Raw genomic sequence first — 16,687 nt, 5'->3', positions numbered from 1 at the left:
GTAATGAAAAACATTTTTAAAAAGGTTAGAAGTAATGGCCTATTTAGAATATAATAAACTTAACTATTTTCAAAAGGGAGATTACCTTATGAGCATAAAACAAAAAAAGTATCATTTTTTTCAACGACTTGGACGTGCTTTTAAGTTAAATTTCACCAAACTTCTTCGTTCTCCTGGTGGAGCGAAAAAGGTATCATTGGGATTTGCCCTTGGCTTTGGCTTGGAAATGTTAGTGATTTCAACGGCTTCACTTATATATATCTTGTTTGTTCCTATTGTCCGTTTGGCGAAAGGTTCTATCCCTGCATCAATTATTGGTAATGTTATTGGAAAACTATCCCTTCTCCCGGTTATTCTTTTACCTTTTGCCAGAAAAATTGGGAAAATTATTTTTCCAATGAAAGTCAGAATAGGTCACAATAACTCTTTTTCTTTTCAAAAATTACTGCACGGTGATTTCCATTGTTTGGTAGGTCTCCTTCATGGAGGAGTTCATGCTTTAATCGGAATGACCCTTTTTGGTATCGTCCTTAGCTTTATTTCTTACTTTATTGTTTATTATTTGTACGAAAAAGAAAAAACGAAAAGACTGATAAGAAGACGCCATAAACATGAGATTAGGATTAATAAAATCCATGAGAATTTAATCTAAGTTTTTTCTTTCGCTAAATGAAAGGGCTTAATTAGCTGGTGCTAAGCTACTATCATGATGCTTACAAATAATTCAAATGTTGATTACCATGAAAGATTTTTAAAATATAATCAGCATCAGGTACATTTAGTCTGTTATAACCCAATAAAAACTCTTTATTGTCATACGGGACTTCTCTCAAGGTGACGTTTAATTCTCCTTTTTCACCAATTGTCATGATTGCAAAGGGGGCTAGGGGCTTGTGATAGCAGCCCAAGGAACTTGGATTAAGATATAATCTTTCTTTTGATTTAAAGTGGTGGACGACATGATGATGCCCAAAACAAACAATATCCGCATTGGATGTTCGGTATAGTTCGTCAAGTTTCTCTGATGCGGGTTCTTTATCCACAGATAAAAACTGATTATGTTCATTCAAATGGTAGTGAAGAAAAAGGAATATTTTTCCGTTGTAACTCTTAGTAATAGTGGTAGGGATTGCTGTTAAGTACTGAATAAATTTTCGATCTAGATGGGAAGCAATCCATTTATGATGGTCTCTTTCCTTTCCCTTGCTGTATGGTTCTCTGCCCGAAATAATATCGAGGATTGCTTCATCATGGTTCCCCAGGACAAAAGAAATATCATTACGTGAGAATAGCAGTTGGAGAACCTCATTCGTTTCATATCCGATCCCTACTAAATCTCCTAAACAATAGATATGTTCGATTTCCTTATCTTTATCAATTTCATCTAAAACGGCTGTTAACGCAGAACGATTCCCATGAATATCAGTTAGAATGGCTAATTTATTCTTCATCTTTTTTCGCTCCATTTTTTAACTAGTTTAACAACTTTGTGTAAAAAAAATTCAACCTTTTATTGGTGCCTGACACCAATCTGAAATACCTATTTAAAAAATGAGTGAATGACCGAAAGTGTTTAAGGTAGGATTAATAAAATGAAGAATGAATGAGGGTGAGCGGTTTCCTAAATGGAAACCGCTTAATTAATTGTGTGTTGATAAGCGGAAGCTGAGAGTTTTAAGTTGTCCCTACTCTTTTTCTCCTTCCAATTTTAAATAGCAATCGTAGTATTGGCGGTACAGCAAAATAGATAAAAAAGAGTCGAAATAATTGGTATCCTGTAACCATGGATAAATCAGCATGTACTTCGTGGGCAAGGATTCCCATTTGATCCATTCCACCTGGAGCGACACTTAAAAAACTAGTTGATGGGGTGATATGGCTGTGATAGACAAGCAGAAGGCTTAAGCCTAATGAGCCTAAAATCATTACCAGACCACTTATGATGGCAAGTGTAATGATTCTCGCTTTATGTTCTAGTTTTTCTGGCTTTAATAACAGTCCAATATAGCCGCCAAGCATCAATTGCGAAATGTCTAAAATCGCAGGTGACAGTTGTGGTCCATGCAGACCAGATATTGTAAAGGCAGCAGTTCCTAATATCGGGCCAAGCAAAAAAGGAGTAGGAAACTTCAATTTCATTGCAAGATAAGCAAATAGGCAACAAATGACAGCAAATAAAAGAATCATTGGAACAAGATGTTCCGGAGCTTGTACACCTTTAGAGACCAAATCCGAGACTGAATGTGTGGGTGCATTTTTAAAAAACGGTCCGAAAATGAGAAAAGGAACAAAGAAAATAATCATCATCAATCTTGCTACCTGCAGAAACGTTACGGTCGTGATGTCGATTCCTTTCATTTCTTCGGCAAAAATAATCATTTGTGACAGGCCGCCGGGAATGCTTCCCGTCAGAACGGTTGGATAGTCTACACCAGTAAGTTTGGAGACAACAAAAGCAATTCCGGAACAAAAGGCGACAAGTGAAACTGTCATCAGAAGCATAGAAGGCAATTTCCCACCAATTTCAAAAAGAGCTGTTTTCGTGAAGGATAATCCGATGGAATAGCCAACGATCATTAACCCAATATTTCGAATCCAGCTTGGCCAGTAAAGCAAAACTGGACTAAATCTAGAACCGATGAATACGGCAATCATCGACCCAAGCAGCCATGGAATCGGGGTATGAAGCACAGAAAATACAAAGCCGCCAATAGAGGCTATAAATAAGGTAATGAAGAACGAAATCCTTTTATCGTTATGGTTTATTGTAAGATTTATCAATGGAAACCCTTCAGTCTGTAAAATTAGTGTGCAAAATTCTTCGTTTCGCTACTTTACTATTTTACCACTTTAATGGGTGACATGTGAAAAAGGAAGCTTTTCCTCACATACCAGGAAATAATGAAATATTCTTGAAAGAAGGGGCCAGGAGTTATGCTAATTTTAAAGGAAAACAATCCAGTCCTACACTATTTTCAGTCGAATATACATTATAATAAAAAATATAGAAACTTTTAAAAAAAGAATTGGGGGGATGCATGTGACGAACACATATAAATCCAGGGCAGATGTACCAGACAAAGAAAAATGGAATATCGAGGATATTTATCCATCCATAGAATCCTGGGAAGCGGATTATCACTTCATCGAACAGATGACAGCAAAATTAAAACAATATGATGGTGCGATCCACGATGGAATTTCCCTTTATCTTTATCTATCGGAAAAAGAAGAGGTATCAAGCAAATTCAATCTAGTTTATGTGTATGGAATGCTGCAATCAGATGTGGACACGAGGGATACATTGGCACAGTCGCTGGTAGATCGGGCAAAACAGCTCGCGGTCAAACTTAGTGCGGCAACATCCTTCTTTATGCCATATTTACTAAGCTTGGAAGAAAGCACCTTGAAGGAGTATATTCAAAACGAACCGCGACTGCAATACTTTGAAAAGGATCTATTCGAAGCATACCGGTATAAGGCACATGTGTTAACTAAGGAAAATGAAGAAATCTTATCCCATCTAGGTGAAGCACTCAGTGCACCAAGTAATACCTACAATATGCTCAATAATGCCGATATTAAGTTCGGCGATGTAACGAACAATGAAGGAGTGAAAGTGGAATTAACGCGTGGCATGTACTCCAAGCTGATTGAAGATGACGACAGGAATAAGCGCAAAGAGGCATATAAAGCCTATTACAAACCATATCTTCAGCTTAAAAATTCGATTGCTTCCACCCTGGCTGCCAATGTCAAAACCAACGTAACCCTTGCACGCCTAAGGAACTATCCGTCAGCATTAGAGAAGGGCCTGTTCGGAGACATGGTCCCAAAAGAAGTATATGAAAACCTGATTGCGGCAACGAAAGGAAATCTTGCCCCACTTCACCGTTATACCGCGATTCGAAAAGAAAAGCTAGCAATGGAGGAACTGCGTCAATATGATCTAAATGTTCCGCTTGTAAATGGTATAAAAATGGAAATTTCATATGATGAGGCTTATGAAACGATTTTGAATGCATTAGCCCCGCTGGGGGAGGACTACCTAGGTACACTGAAAATATTTAAAGATGGCAGAATGATTGATGTGCGGGAAACACCGGGTAAGCGTTCCGGTGCTTACAATTTAGGGGTGTATGGTGTACATCCGTTTGTCCTATTAAATCAGCATGATGATTTAGACAGTATGTTTACCATGATCCATGAATTTGGGCATGCGATGCATTCCTGGTATTCCAGTTCACACCAGCCGAGAATTTCAGCAGGTTACAGTATTTTTGTAGCAGAAGTGGCCTCAACAGTGAATGAAGTATTACTGATAAACTATCTACTTAACAAAGAAACTTCAGATGAGATCCGAAAGCATTTACTCAATCATTTTATTGACCAATTTAGAGGAACTTTTTATACGCAGGTTATGTTTGCTGAATTTGAGAAGATTACCCATGAAATGGCCGAATCAGGTAAACCTTTAAACGTAGAAGTATTTAATCAATTATACGAATCCTTGTTTAGACAATACAATGGAGATGAAGTGGTATTCGATGAGGAAGTCAAATATGGCTGGTCGAGAATCCCTCATTTTTATCGACCATTTTATGTGTACAAATACGCAACCGGCTTTGCCTCCGCTATTCATATTGCCGAGAAGCTTTTAGCTGGGGATGAAACAACCTTAACCGCTTATTTAGACTTTTTAAAGAGTGGAAGTTCCGATTATCCACTAGAATTATTAAAGAAAACAGGAGTCGATTTAACCACACCTGAACCCATTAATCAGGCCCTTAAACGATTCGATGCCTTAGTTAGTGAATTCGCACAGATATAAATAGCATTGTTAAATATGAAATTTATAACGGGCACTCCCGTTGAGGCTGCCTGTTTTATTTAGTACCTAACACCACATTACCAATTCGGTGTATGAAATAAAGTTTATTGGAATATTATTATGTTAACTGAATAATTGTTCTAATTCTTAGCTTGTTAAATTATCTGGGTCACCGTTCGTTTCGTTTAATAAACCATCAACATCAAAGAGAACAAAGCCTAATGTAAAGAGTCCCTTGAAGCGCGATAAAATTGAAAAAGGAGGAGGTACCATTACGGCACTTCCTCCTAAACTACCTTTCATTATTCTCCATTACCAGGGCCAACTCGGTTTGTTGCAGTGGCCGTCTTTCCTGGATCAGTCTCTGATGTACTTGTAAAGGTAAGGTTGGTAGGAACCGGTTGAACTTTACCACCTTTAGGAATCTTCACATAAACCGGTACAGCTACTGTTTTACCTGCTTCTACTTCAATTACATTATGTTGTAACTGGATTTCCCAGCCAGCATCGGTTTGGGCATTAAGTCGGATAAGGTCCGTTGCTTTTCCAGTATTCGTTACATTGAAGTAATAGGTTGCTACCTTCCCTGGTGTAGCAAATTCTGAACTACCGTTGGTAACTGCTACGCCACGAGCAAATGAACCCGCACCATCCATATGTCGTACTGCCACACGATAAGAAAGAGCCCCTTTAGCGTCATATTTCTTATCTAAAATGTAGAAGTGGAGACGATTATACTCATCTGTATACTCACTGACAACGCCATCAGCGGTCCCTGCCTTGAAGAGGGCATCTGCCAACTGTTGGTAATCCCCCTTGGAAAACATCGCAGTTGAACCATCAGGCCTTTTGAAGTCTATTTGATTAATATCTTCCTTATGAGAGTCAACTACCCAGATGTTAGGTGCTGATTCACTATTCTTTGTTTTCGCCAACAATACACCGGAGTCTGGGGTAAAGGAGTCAAAGCCAACACGATCGACTACTTCCAGTGTATAGTTATTGTACCATTTCGCGCCTCGTTGCATGTCAGCACGCCAATCGTCTTTTAGAGAGTTAGCTGGAGTGTTATCGACCATGGTAATATTGATACCTTGTAATCCGGTACGCCCAAATTCGCTGCCAATCGGTACCTCGCGTGCAAGGATATCAGCGAAGACTGGCCCGGTTTCAGCTAGCTTGTCACGGTCAAGGTTAAGATATTGATCAGGTGATAGGAAGCCTTGTTTAATTTTATTGCGAAGCATATGGTGTGATGGAGCAGATGCCCCTAAAGTTGATGGGACCATCCAGCGTGTGTGTGGACCCCCTGGGCCATTGAAACTACCGCGACTCATTAATTCCCATGGACCGGAGTAGGTTCTGGATACAGGAATTGCATAAGGATTGTTGTAATTATCAAGCAGGGTCATAATATGACCGAATTCGTGGGCGAAGGTACCCATACCATCATTTTCCCCTTGAATAGATGTACCTCCACCTGCACTTGACCAAATACTTTTAGCAGCATACCAGGAGGTCCATGGGACATAACGGGTAACAGCAGAGTTAGGCATCCCAGGGACATTCGTACCGGCAACAATTGGTCCGAATGGATTTGTTACCGCATTCGCATTTTGAAACATCATTTCGCCAAACTCTTGCCAAACTCCCGATTCGTCGTAGCCAGCATGGACAATAAAATTAAAATCAAACTTTTCTCCTGAAGCAGCAATATCAGCTTGAGCTTTTGCAACTGCCTCAGTCCTTAGATTTCTTCCTTTGAAACCAGCAGGCATGTTTACTGTTTGCCCGAACTCGTTAAGACCATACTCGAATTCATTACCATCCATTTTATAGGGACCGAAAGCTTTAAGTTCGATCTTCCACTTACCGAATGAATTCTCTCTCCAGTATTCATTTACTGTTCGGTAGTTATTAAATGCAGAAGGCTTATTGAGAAAATCCTCCCAAAACTTACCGAGTTGATTGCGAGGTATTTTTCCAGTACCAATTGGGTTACCGGCTATCTCCGAGCCTACAGGTTGGCTTAAGATAAATTCTCGATCTTGGAAATCTACAATGATTAGTGTACCCTTGATGACCCTTTCTGCTTCAATGTTTGCAGTGTTCCAGTCAACCCCAGGAACGGGACGGTAATCATTCCACGTCATATCCCTTGGAAGAGTCCAAGACTGGGAGTCAACCGGTTGGGGGAAATCTGATAATCCCGGTTGTGCAGCGTAGACTGTCGAAGATACAGCCACAGTCAAAAAACTAACCAAAAAAATGAGAGTCCTCTTCAATTGCTTCAATCCATCAACCTCCTAAAATAGTAATATGTACATGTAAATGATATCATTATTTCAATAATCGAAATATATACAAAAGTCTGAATTTTTAATAGTCGTTTAGTCCTAAATCACTGGAAAACTCAGTTTTGTTACCTTCCAAATAATGAAAGCTAGGGAAGAAAAGTATTCACTTTTCAAGTTATACATCTATTAATGGTGCGGCATTCGGGAAGTTTCTTTAAAAAGATAGCAGTTTCCTAGATAGAAATCATGCTTTAATAAGAGATGGTTTTATCCATTTTTTAATAGTAATAGGAGAGATTAGGGCTTTAAACAAGTCCAAATAGGCCTAACATTAAGGTCCTAGATAAAAAAACTATTTCTGGTTCCTCTATAGCCTTAAATTGACAAACCTAGTTTGTAAAAGTTGTACTTTCACGTAAAAATTCCATTTTTTAGCAATCTGGATGTCTAGTGACTGTGATCCATGGCCAGCGAATCCACAGATAAAAAGACAGTGCTGATGTAAAAGGTAAGCCTTTTTTCTTAAATTCGAATTACATGCCCCTTAAAGGCGTTTTTCCAATAACTATTTGTCATTTCTACTATAGCGACACCGGTAGAGCTTTGTGAGCCAATGAATTTTCCATTTCCAATATAGATACCTACATGTCCGTCTTTTTTATACGTATCAAAAAACACTAAATCTCCAGGCTGCATTTCTTCGGGAGAAATCTGACGCCCTTCCTTTTTAATGGCATCTGTATTAGAGCCGATTTCTAGACCCGCTTGTGCAAACGCCCAATGAACAAAGGCGGAGCAATCAAATCTTCCTTTGGCAATATCTTTGGCATTTCTACCGCCACCAAACACATATACAGAGTTTCCAATATACTTATTTCCTGCATTGATGACCGTACTTATGTATTCACTTTCAATAGAGGTAGTAGCTTCTATGTTTGACTGTGCGGCTAACTTTCCATTTAAAACAGTAATATCTTCTTCAAGTTTATCGACTTCTGACATATTTATCTTTAATTTTTCCTGATTATCCTCTTGAGTTTTCGTAGAAAGTCGCTTCATACTGGGATTTAAGCTAACAATGTTTCCTTGATGATTAGGAAATTTTGGTTCAGCTGATATTTGAATCGTTTGAGTGGTAGGTAGCTTTATAGGATTCAAATCCTTTTCATTTTGTAACACACCTAACGATTTCGCATTAACCTTTTGGATGAAAAAATCGTTCCCAACTCCAGCAAGCATGATGATTAAGCTCAAAAGTGCTAACATTTTTTTGATCATTTACACCACTACTTTCTTTTTAAAATAATTTAATTTAATTCTAATAACTTTACCTTAATTTTCAAAATGTTCATACTATTTACTATACCAAATATTTAACAAATCATTCTGACAGTTACGTTACAAGAGTATTACAATTTCATGAAGGCGAGCAGTTTCCATATGGAACTGCTCGTTTTTTTACAATCCAATTCACAAAGTGATTTCAATTTAATGCTGAATTGTATTAATCGCTAATTCCTTCCTAACAAACTTATTGGCAATTTGATGAAAATGCTTTCTAACATGGACATCGCCCTCCACCTTATTACAGTAAAGGTAAAGAAGTTGATGGAAATCCAAAATTTGAAAAATTAAAAAATTTTTATTTACACAAAACCTATTGGTATGATAGGATTAATTTCATCAATTATTAAAACGCTTATCAAGAGTGGCTGAGGGAATGGCCCAATGAAGCCCGGCAACCTGCAAAGCAAGGTGCTAATTCCAGCAAAATGATTTTCATTTTGGATGATAAGGTGTTAACCAGCAGTCATAACGCCTGTCTTAATGTTCATGTATTATTAAAAGGAGGGCGATTCAAGCTGAAATCAGATGAGAGGGAAGAAATCTTTGCATATCTTGAGAAAATGCTGGTAACATTAAAATTTGGCTCAATTACACTAATTGTCCAAGATGGAAAAATTGTGCAACTTGAGAAAAATGAAAAGGTTCGTCTTCATTCGAATAAAAATCGCTGACTAGAAAAACTAGAGGCGGTCTCCACCTTATCTGCGTGGGAGGCTGCCTTTTTTTAGTGGGTAAATAGGAGGTTTGAAGCAATGACTGTAACTATAACTTATAAGAATTGGAACCAAATATCTGACAGTTTTTATTATGGTGATGAAACAATAGGAGCACGTTCTGTACTAGAGTGGGCTTACCGGTCTTATCCTGAGGATAAGATTGTTTATGCCTCAAGTTTCGGTGCAGAAGCGATTGTGTTGATTGACCTGATTCAGCAGATTAAACCAGATGCCGATATTGTCTTTTTAGATACAGGATTACACTTTCCGGAAACCTATGAGGTCATTGACAGAATAGAGGAGCGTTTCCCGACATTAAGAATTGAGCGGAAACAACCAAACCTTAGTCTCGACGAACAAGCGGAACGATATGGTTCGGCTTTATGGAAAAGGGAACCAAATCAGTGCTGTAATATCCGAAAAGTCATTCCATTAAGAGAGACGTTGGCAGGAAAGCATGCCTGGATCTCGGGGCTTCGCAGAGAACAGTCACTATTAAGGGCAAACACAGAATTCATTAATAAAGATGAAAAATTTCAGAATATTAAAATCTGTCCATTGATTCACTGGACTTGGAATGATGTTTGGTCATACATCAAGAAAAAAGACCTCCCGTACAACATATTGCATGACCATCACTACCCGAGCATTGGTTGTTTTCCTTGTACCCAACCAAAAGAAGCTAGTGGTGATTCACGTGCAGGACGCTGGGCGGGAAGCAACAAGACGGAGTGTGGTTTGCACGATCGCTAATGGAAACTTCAAATAGTGGAGGGGTCCCACACCCTTTTACTAATTGCTGGTTAGACCAATCGGTATTTACAGATCGTTAATCCTTCACATTCCCCTCTAGGTTTTATCAAGTTTTTAAGTAAGGGGATTACTGCTCGTTCATGCGGTATAAAGGAGGAATTTTCTTTTGCTTACAATATTGGCTATTACGATAGGATTATTTTTTTCATTGAATATTGGAGCGAGTGGTGCAGCGGCTTCAATGGGTATTTCCTACGGATCAGGTGTGGTTAACAAACGGCTGGCCTTATTGCTCTGCGGTATCGCTGTATTTCTAGGGGCCTATTTTGGCGGTGGTGAAGTGGTTAAAACAATCGGCAATGGGATTGTCCCTAGCAACACCTTTACCGTACCCATTGCCTTGATCGTTTTAGCTTCCGCTGCCTTGTCTTTATTTTTGGCAAATATCTTTGGAATTCCGCTTTCTACTAGTGAGGTTGCGGTTGGATCTGTGGTCGGGGCAGGGATCGTCTATCAATCCATATTTCTGAGCAATCTCGTCTGGATTATGTTTTTTTGGCTCCTTACACCTATAGCTGCTTTTGTCATTGCCATCCTTGCTTCCTACCTGTTAAAAAACAAGAGGCTCAAAAGATGGATGGAAGCGCGAAAATCTGTTCCTTTCCTTGCCGCTCTTGTGGTATTCATGGGGTTGTTTGAAGGTTTTTCAGCTGGGATGAATAATGTAGCCAATGCGGTTGGACCGCTTGTCGGTGCCAAAATCCTCAGCACGGGAAACGGAATTTTCTGGGGTGGATTATTCGTGGCTACAGGGGCACTTCTGCTAGGACAACGTGTTCTCGAAACAAACGGTAAAAAAATAACGGCCCTCAGACTTGAAGAGGGTTGTGTGATCTCAGGAACAGGCGCGAGCATTGTTACGGTTGCATCCTTGTTCGGGATTCCAGTTCCGCTGACACAAATTACGACATCTTCGATTATCGGAATTGGCTTTGCCAAGCATGGCAGGGCGGTATTGAAAAAAGACATCGTTGTACAAATGCTTACTGTTTGGATTGTTTCACCCGTTCTATCAATGGTACTGTCATACACGCTCATAAATTTGATCATTGAACATAATTTCTATCCAATCATCGCAATGGGAGGAGTCTTGATTTCCGTGTTCGGTGTGCTGTCATTAATGAAAAGAAGGACTTCGATAACGGTAGCGCCCAAGACTGTAAAAGAATAATATTGTTAGATTGTTGAATCAAAGGTTTGCTTCGTAAATAAAAGACTGATATTCGCAAATAACCTAGATGTATTCACAAATAAACGTCTTGTTAGCGCAAATAACCTAAATGTATTCCCAAATAAAGGTCTTATTATCAAAAATAAAACGTCGGTATTCGCAAATAGATGCCTAAAGCACATCAATGAAAGAGGTGTTTTCTCAAAAAACTCTTAAAAATCGCAAATTTTTCGCGAGTAACCATTTAAAAAAGAGAAAGGGTTTGATTCTGTTGTCATTTTTACCAAGACCTCATGGAGGAAAACTTATTGATGCATTTGACCCATACTTTGATTTTACCCATGTCGAAAAAGAGCTTGAAATTGACGCAATCGCTAAGAGCGACCTGGAATTGATCGGTGTTGGGCTGTTCAGTCCGCTGACCGGGTTTATGGGAAAAGCCGATTATGAATCTGTTGTAGCGAACATGCGCCTTCAGGACCAAACGATTTGGTCCATTCCTGTGACGCTTCCTGTTTCTTATGAAACGGCCGGAACACTTGTAGAAGGAGAAGAAATCAAGCTAGTCTTTGAAAACCAAGTTTATGGAGTGATTAAAGTTTCTGAATGGTATGAACCGGATTTAGACAAAGAAGCACTTGAGGTATATAAAACTCAAGAACTTGCCCATCCAGGGGTTAAACGACTATATGAAAGAGGATCGATTTACGTGGCTGGCGAAGTGACCCTTGTGAAAAAGCAAGAAAAAGGGGTATTTAGCGACGTGTGGTTCGAACCTCGAGAAACAAGGGCATTATTTGAAGAAAAGGGTTGGAAGACAGTTGTTGGCTTCCAAACGAGGAATCCGATTCACAGGGCCCATGAGTATATCCAAAAAGCCGCTTTGGAAACGGTTGATGGTCTATTCGTCAACCCACTTGTTGGAGAAACAAAGTCTGATGACATACCCGCCGATGTCCGTTTGAAAAGCTATCGTGTCCTGCTTGAAAATTACTATCCGGCAGATCGTGTTCAGCTTGGTGTGTATCCTGCAGCCATGCGTTATGCAGGCCCGAGAGAAGCTATCTTCCATGCAATCGCACGGAAAAACATTGGCTGCACACATTTCATTGTCGGCCGTGACCATGCTGGGGTGGGCAATTATTACGGAACCTATGATGCACAGCTCATATTTAGTGAATTTACTGGAGAGGAACTAGGCATCAAACCATTGTTCTTTGAACATAGCTTTTATTGCAATAAATGTGAGGGAATGGCGTCAAATAAAACCTGTCCGCACAGCAACGAGGATCGAGTCATTCTATCAGGAACTAAGGTAAGAGAGATGCTGCGCTCTGGGACTCTTCCACCGTCGACCTTTAGCAGGAAAGAAGTCGTAGAAGTGTTGATTGAGGGATTGAAACAACAGCAGACGGTTTAGAGAGGAGATTGAACAATGACGAATACATCGAATATCACATGGCACACGGCAACTGTCACAAAGTCAAACCGCCGTATTAAAAATGGGCACGGAAGTAGCGTACTATGGTTTACTGGACTCTCAGGATCTGGTAAATCCACAATTGCCAATGCTGTATCAAATGAACTGCACCGTCAGGGAATCAATGAATATGTCCTTGATGGCGATAATATACGCCATGGTTTAAACCGTGATCTTGGCTTTTCGGACCAGGATCGGACTGAAAATATCAGAAGGATTGGCGAAGTTGCCAAACTGTTTGTTGATAGTGGCACAGTCGTGACAACCGCATTCATTTCCCCGTTCCGCTCCGATCGAGACCAGGTTCGAGACCTTTTTGAGGGAGGGGAGTTTATTGAAGTCTTCGTCGATTGCCCGTTGGAAGAATGTGAACGCCGTGATCCCAAACAGTTATATGCTAAGGCGCGCCGCGGCGAAATAAAGGAATTTACAGGCATCAATTCCCCGTACGAGACACCGGAACGACCGGAAATCACAATTCATTCTGATCTCTTGACAGTGAAAGATGCTGTGGAACAAATTTTGAAATACCTTCAAGAAAAGAACATGATCTAATTGAGAAAGGATGTTTGGGTATGGGTGGCAAGGTCTATTTAATAGGTGCGGGTCCAGGTGATCCAGATCTGATTACGGTAAAAGGATTGCGATGCCTGCAAAAAGCTGATGTCATCCTATATGATCGGCTAGTAAATCCTGAACTTTTGCAGCATGCGAAAGAAGGGGCACAACTGGTGTACTGCGGCAAGCTTCCACATTACCATACAATGAAGCAGGAAACGATTAACCACTTTCTTGTGAAATACGCTAAAAATGGCTATCAGGTCGTCCGTTTAAAAGGAGGAGATCCTTTTGTTTTCGGGCGCGGTGGTGAAGAAGCTGAGGAATGTGCAAGGCATGACATTCCATTTGAAATTATTCCAGGAATCACAGCTGGGATTGCAGCGCCAACTTATGCAGGGATTCCTGTCACCCATCGAAGCTTGAGTAAAAGCTTTGCTTTTATAACCGGGCATCAGGCAGGAGATGTCGAAGCGGAGCACCAGTGGTTCCATCTAGCAAATGGAGTTGACACCATTTGTGTCTATATGGGGGTTTCACATCTTTCGAGCATAGTAAAACAATTAATCGAGCATGGAAAATCACCGCAAACACCAATCGCACTCATTCAATGGGGTACATTAAGCGACCAAAGAACTGTGGTTGGAACGCTTGAGACGATAGATTTGTTGGTGAGTGAAGCGAGGATATCTAATCCAAGCATGATTGTTATTGGAGAGGTGGTCCGTCTACACAAAAAATTAAGCTGGTTTCATGAGGAAATTGTGCCAAATTTACCAGTCGTCCATGGATGAGGGCAGAAAGGGGCATTGGTTTGAAAGCAATTCTTTACATTAGCCATGGGACACGCTCAGCAAAAGGGACAGAGGAGGTAAACGTTTTTATCCAAAGGGTGAAGAGGCGAATAGATGTACCAATACAAGAAATCAGTTTTCTAGAGTTGAATGAGCCGCTGATTGAGGAAGGTTTCAAGCGATGTGTAGCAAAGGGAGCGACTGAAATCACAGTAGTCCCTCTATTTCTTTTGGCAGCTGGACACATAAAACAGGATATCCCTCGAACGCTGTGGTCACTGCAGGCTCGTTATCCTGCTATTCAAGTAAATGTAATGGAGCCCTTCGGCGTACAGGGGGGAATTCTTGATGCAGTGGCTGAACTTATCAGGAAAACTTTAGTTAACGTGTTCCCACAGGATCGTTTATTGATCGTTGGAAGGGGAAGTAGTGACTCTGGAATTCAATCTGACTTTGCTGAGATTGCGGGTGGAATCAGGGATCGACTTGGAATTGAACATGTTTCTGTTTCTTTTTTAGCTGCTGCCGAACCAAGGCTGCGAGAGGGATTGGAGATTATTAGTGAAAAAGCTGACGGCAGGGTAATTGTCGTTCCCTATTTATTATTTTCAGGTCTCCTTATCGCTGAAGTAAACCAAGAGGTGCTTAAGCGGCAAAAGCAAGGCCAGCAGATTCACTTCACTGCTCCTTTGAGCGGCCAACAAATTATTGAAGATATTGTAATCGAACGGGCAACAAGCAGGGAGGTAGTGGCTGAATTTTAGTAATCGAAACATTGAAAAAGAGTGCCTCTGGTCGTTATGAGAGGTTAAGCTTATATTCCTTTGTGAGGTGGGTATTGTTGCAACTTCAAGTAATGAACAGTCCGTTTAATCAGGAACAGGTAGAGCTCCTTAACCGCATTCTACCGACGTTAACAGAATCACAGAAAGTTTGGTTGAGCGGCTACCTTGCCGCGGTCCAATCATTATCCATTCCTGGAATACCAGGTGCGCAGTTGAGAACGCTTCCTGCTCATATTAGCGAGCAAATAATTTCAAAAGAAATAACCATCCTATTCGGATCACAAACAGGTAATGCGCAAGGACTGGCGAAGAAGTCGGCAAGGAAACTAGAAGGGATCGGCTTTCAAGTAACCGTCTCTTCTATGAGCGATTTTAAAACGAAAAAGTTAAAGGAAGTCCAAAACCTACTCATTATTGTAAGTACACACGGAGAAGGCGACCCGCCAGATAGCGCCCTCACATTCCATGAATTTCTTCACAGCAAACGGGCACCAAAGCTGACCGACCTCCGATTTTCTGTTTTGGCACTTGGTGACAGCTCATATGAGTTTTTCTGCCAGACGGGAAAAGAATTTGATAATCGGCTAGAAGAACTCGGCGGCATACGACTTTATCCGCGCTTTGATTGTGACGTTGATTATGATGAGGCAGCGGCCGAATGGCTTAAGGGTGTCCTTGACAGCTTAAGTGAAACACAAGACGGAAGTGCACCTCAAGTTCACGAATCTGCACCTCAAGCCGTAGAATCTGTATACTCCAGAACCAATCCGTTTAAAGCAGAAGTGCTTGAAAACATCAATTTGAATGGACGTGGCTCGAATAAAGAAACGCGCCACCTTGAGTTAGCACTTGAAGGATCAGGACTCACGTTTGAACCTGGTGACAGCCTCGGTATCTATCCGGAGAACGATCCGTTTCTTGTTGACATACTTCTTGAGGAATTGAGATGGGATCCGGAAGAAATGGTGACGGTTAATAAGCAGGGAGACGTTCGGCAGCTTAAAGAAGCGCTTATCTCTTATTTTGAAATTACTGTTTTAACCAAACCGCTTCTTGAAAAAGCGATAAAGATTTCAGCGAATGAGGATTTACATGAGCTGTTATCACCAGGCAATGAGGAAGAATTAAAAGCATATCTTACAGGTCGCGATTTGCTTGATTTGGTCCGTGATTTTGGTCAATGGGGCGAAACTGCACAAGAGTTTGTCTCCATTCTTCGAAAAATCCCTGCTCGTCTTTATTCGATTGCGAGCAGCCTAAGCGCGAATCCTGACGAGGTGCATTTGACCATCGGAGCGGTACGTTATGCCACACATGGCCGCGAACGTAAGGGCGTCTGCTCTATTTTTGCCGCTGAGGGTCTCAACCCAGGGGATACACTGCCAGTTTATATTCAGCATAACGAAAACTTTAGGCTGCCACAGAGTCCGGACACAGCGATCATCATGATTGGACCGGGAACAGGTGTGGCACCGTTCCGTTCATTTATGCAGGAACGTGAAGAAATGGGAGCGGAAGGGAAATCATGGCTGTTCTACGGTGACCAGCATTTCGTTACGGATTTCCTTTACCAGACCGAATGGCAAAAGTGGCTGAAAGCCGGCGTGCTAACAAAAATGGATGTTGCGTTTTCGCGTGATACGGAAGAAAAAGTGTATGTGCAGCACCGCATGCTTGAACACAGTAAAGAACTGTTCGAGTGGCTTCAAGAAGGAGCAGCCGTTTACATATGCGGCGATGAGAAGCATATGGCACATGACGTCCATCAAACTCTTATTGAGATTATCGAAAAAGAAGGCGGCATGAGCCATGAAAAAGCAGAAGCCTATTTTGCCGATTTGCAACAACAAAAACGTTACCAGCGGGATGTATACTGATTTTGGATGGAAAGGAGT

14 protein-coding genes, 1 pseudogene and 1 riboswitch are annotated in these 16,687 nt (G+C 40.8%); of the genes and pseudogenes, 10 read left to right on the top strand and 5 right to left on the bottom strand.

What is annotated here, in order from left to right:
- The first annotated feature begins 88 nt into the window (after nucleotides 1-88).
- On the top strand, nucleotides 89-652 hold the full coding sequence (locus M5A78_RS11965; RefSeq protein ID WP_248735503.1) for a DUF2062 domain-containing protein: 564 nt from the start codon (nucleotides 89-91) through the stop codon (nucleotides 650-652).
- Nucleotides 653-713: 61 nt separating this feature from the next.
- Here M5A78_RS11965 and M5A78_RS11960 read toward each other — a convergent pair whose 3' ends face one another.
- Both M5A78_RS11960 and M5A78_RS11955 read right to left on the bottom strand, forming a co-directional pair.
- Complete coding sequence (locus M5A78_RS11960) at nucleotides 714-1,451, bottom strand: metallophosphoesterase family protein (protein WP_248735502.1); 738 nt, start codon at nucleotides 1,449-1,451, stop codon at nucleotides 714-716.
- 223 nt (nucleotides 1,452-1,674) lie between these two features.
- Nucleotides 1,675-2,781, bottom strand: a complete 1,107-nt coding sequence (locus tag M5A78_RS11955; RefSeq protein ID WP_248735501.1) for an AbrB family transcriptional regulator — start codon at nucleotides 2,779-2,781, stop codon at nucleotides 1,675-1,677.
- Between the two features lie 259 nt (nucleotides 2,782-3,040).
- Between M5A78_RS11955 and pepF the strand changes: the two genes are divergently transcribed.
- Nucleotides 3,041-4,831 (top strand): oligoendopeptidase F, encoded by a 1,791-nt coding sequence (gene pepF / locus M5A78_RS11950; RefSeq protein ID WP_406603693.1) that lies wholly within the window; start codon nucleotides 3,041-3,043, stop codon nucleotides 4,829-4,831.
- 147 nt (nucleotides 4,832-4,978) lie between these two features.
- Here the strand turns inward: pepF and M5A78_RS11945 are convergent, their stop codons facing one another.
- The 3 genes and pseudogenes from M5A78_RS11945 to M5A78_RS11935 form a co-directional block, all read right to left on the bottom strand.
- Complete coding sequence (locus M5A78_RS11945; RefSeq protein ID WP_248735499.1) at nucleotides 4,979-5,134, bottom strand: hypothetical protein; 156 nt, start codon at nucleotides 5,132-5,134, stop codon at nucleotides 4,979-4,981.
- Nucleotides 5,134-7,125: a M6 family metalloprotease domain-containing protein gene (locus M5A78_RS11940; RefSeq protein WP_248735498.1), complete on the bottom strand. Its 1,992-nt coding sequence runs from the start codon at nucleotides 7,123-7,125 to the stop codon at nucleotides 5,134-5,136. The genes M5A78_RS11945 and M5A78_RS11940 overlap by 1 nt, the downstream gene beginning before the upstream one ends.
- 525 nt (nucleotides 7,126-7,650) lie before the next feature.
- A pseudogene (locus tag M5A78_RS11935) lies at nucleotides 7,651-8,028 on the bottom strand (C40 family peptidase); the annotation flags it as partial.
- Nucleotides 8,029-8,824: 796 nt separating this feature from the next.
- Nucleotides 8,825-8,926: riboswitch (SAM riboswitch) on the top strand.
- A 64-nt stretch (nucleotides 8,927-8,990) separates the two neighbouring features.
- On the opposite strand from M5A78_RS11935, the gene M5A78_RS11930 reads away from it, so the two are divergent.
- From M5A78_RS11930 to M5A78_RS11895, 8 genes are all read left to right on the top strand, one after another.
- Complete coding sequence (locus tag M5A78_RS11930) at nucleotides 8,991-9,146, top strand: YezD family protein (RefSeq protein WP_406603696.1); 156 nt, start codon at nucleotides 8,991-8,993, stop codon at nucleotides 9,144-9,146.
- Between the two features lie 81 nt (nucleotides 9,147-9,227).
- On the top strand, nucleotides 9,228-9,944 hold the full coding sequence (locus M5A78_RS11925; protein WP_248735497.1) for a phosphoadenylyl-sulfate reductase: 717 nt from the start codon (nucleotides 9,228-9,230) through the stop codon (nucleotides 9,942-9,944).
- Nucleotides 9,945-10,110: 166 nt separating this feature from the next.
- Nucleotides 10,111-11,175, top strand: a complete 1,065-nt coding sequence (locus M5A78_RS11920; RefSeq protein ID WP_248735496.1) for an inorganic phosphate transporter — start codon at nucleotides 10,111-10,113, stop codon at nucleotides 11,173-11,175.
- Nucleotides 11,176-11,446: 271 nt separating this feature from the next.
- On the top strand, nucleotides 11,447-12,595 hold the full coding sequence (gene sat, locus M5A78_RS11915; protein WP_248735495.1) for a sulfate adenylyltransferase: 1,149 nt from the start codon (nucleotides 11,447-11,449) through the stop codon (nucleotides 12,593-12,595).
- A gap of 15 nt (nucleotides 12,596-12,610) precedes the next feature.
- Nucleotides 12,611-13,210: an adenylyl-sulfate kinase gene (gene cysC / locus M5A78_RS11910; RefSeq protein ID WP_248735494.1), complete on the top strand. Its 600-nt coding sequence runs from the start codon at nucleotides 12,611-12,613 to the stop codon at nucleotides 13,208-13,210.
- Between the two features lie 20 nt (nucleotides 13,211-13,230).
- Entirely contained in the window at nucleotides 13,231-14,007 is a 777-nt protein-coding gene (gene cobA / locus M5A78_RS11905) for a uroporphyrinogen-III C-methyltransferase (protein WP_248735493.1), read from the top strand.
- Nucleotides 14,008-14,027: 20 nt separating this feature from the next.
- Nucleotides 14,028-14,771 carry a sirohydrochlorin chelatase gene (locus tag M5A78_RS11900; protein ID WP_248735492.1) on the top strand — a complete coding sequence of 248 codons (744 nt, stop codon included), beginning with the start codon at nucleotides 14,028-14,030 and terminating at the stop codon, nucleotides 14,769-14,771.
- Between the two features lie 77 nt (nucleotides 14,772-14,848).
- Entirely contained in the window at nucleotides 14,849-16,669 is a 1,821-nt protein-coding gene (locus tag M5A78_RS11895) for an assimilatory sulfite reductase (NADPH) flavoprotein subunit (protein ID WP_248735491.1), read from the top strand.
- Nucleotides 16,670-16,687: the final 18 nt, after the last annotated feature.

This window comes from Neobacillus rhizosphaerae (genome assembly GCF_937468385.1).
Taxonomy (GTDB): Bacteria; Bacillota; Bacilli; order Bacillales; family Cytobacillaceae; genus Neobacillus; species Neobacillus rhizosphaerae.
This window is presented reverse-complemented; position numbering and strand designations above follow the sequence as displayed.

Excerpts from the sequence above, each read along its gene's own strand:
- M5A78_RS11965 (WP_248735503.1), top strand. The coding sequence starts at position 89 with ATGAGCATAAAACAAAAAAAGTATCATTTTTTTCAACGACTTGGACGT.
- M5A78_RS11960 (WP_248735502.1), bottom strand. The coding sequence starts at position 1,451 with ATGAAGAATAAATTAGCCATTCTAACTGATATTCATGGGAATCGTTCT.
- M5A78_RS11945 (WP_248735499.1), bottom strand. The coding sequence starts at position 5,134 with ATGAAAGGTAGTTTAGGAGGAAGTGCCGTAATGGTACCTCCTCCTTTT.
- M5A78_RS11925 (WP_248735497.1), top strand. The coding sequence starts at position 9,228 with ATGACTGTAACTATAACTTATAAGAATTGGAACCAAATATCTGACAGT.
- cysC (WP_248735494.1), top strand. The coding sequence starts at position 12,611 with ATGACGAATACATCGAATATCACATGGCACACGGCAACTGTCACAAAG.
- cobA (WP_248735493.1), top strand. The coding sequence starts at position 13,231 with ATGGGTGGCAAGGTCTATTTAATAGGTGCGGGTCCAGGTGATCCAGAT.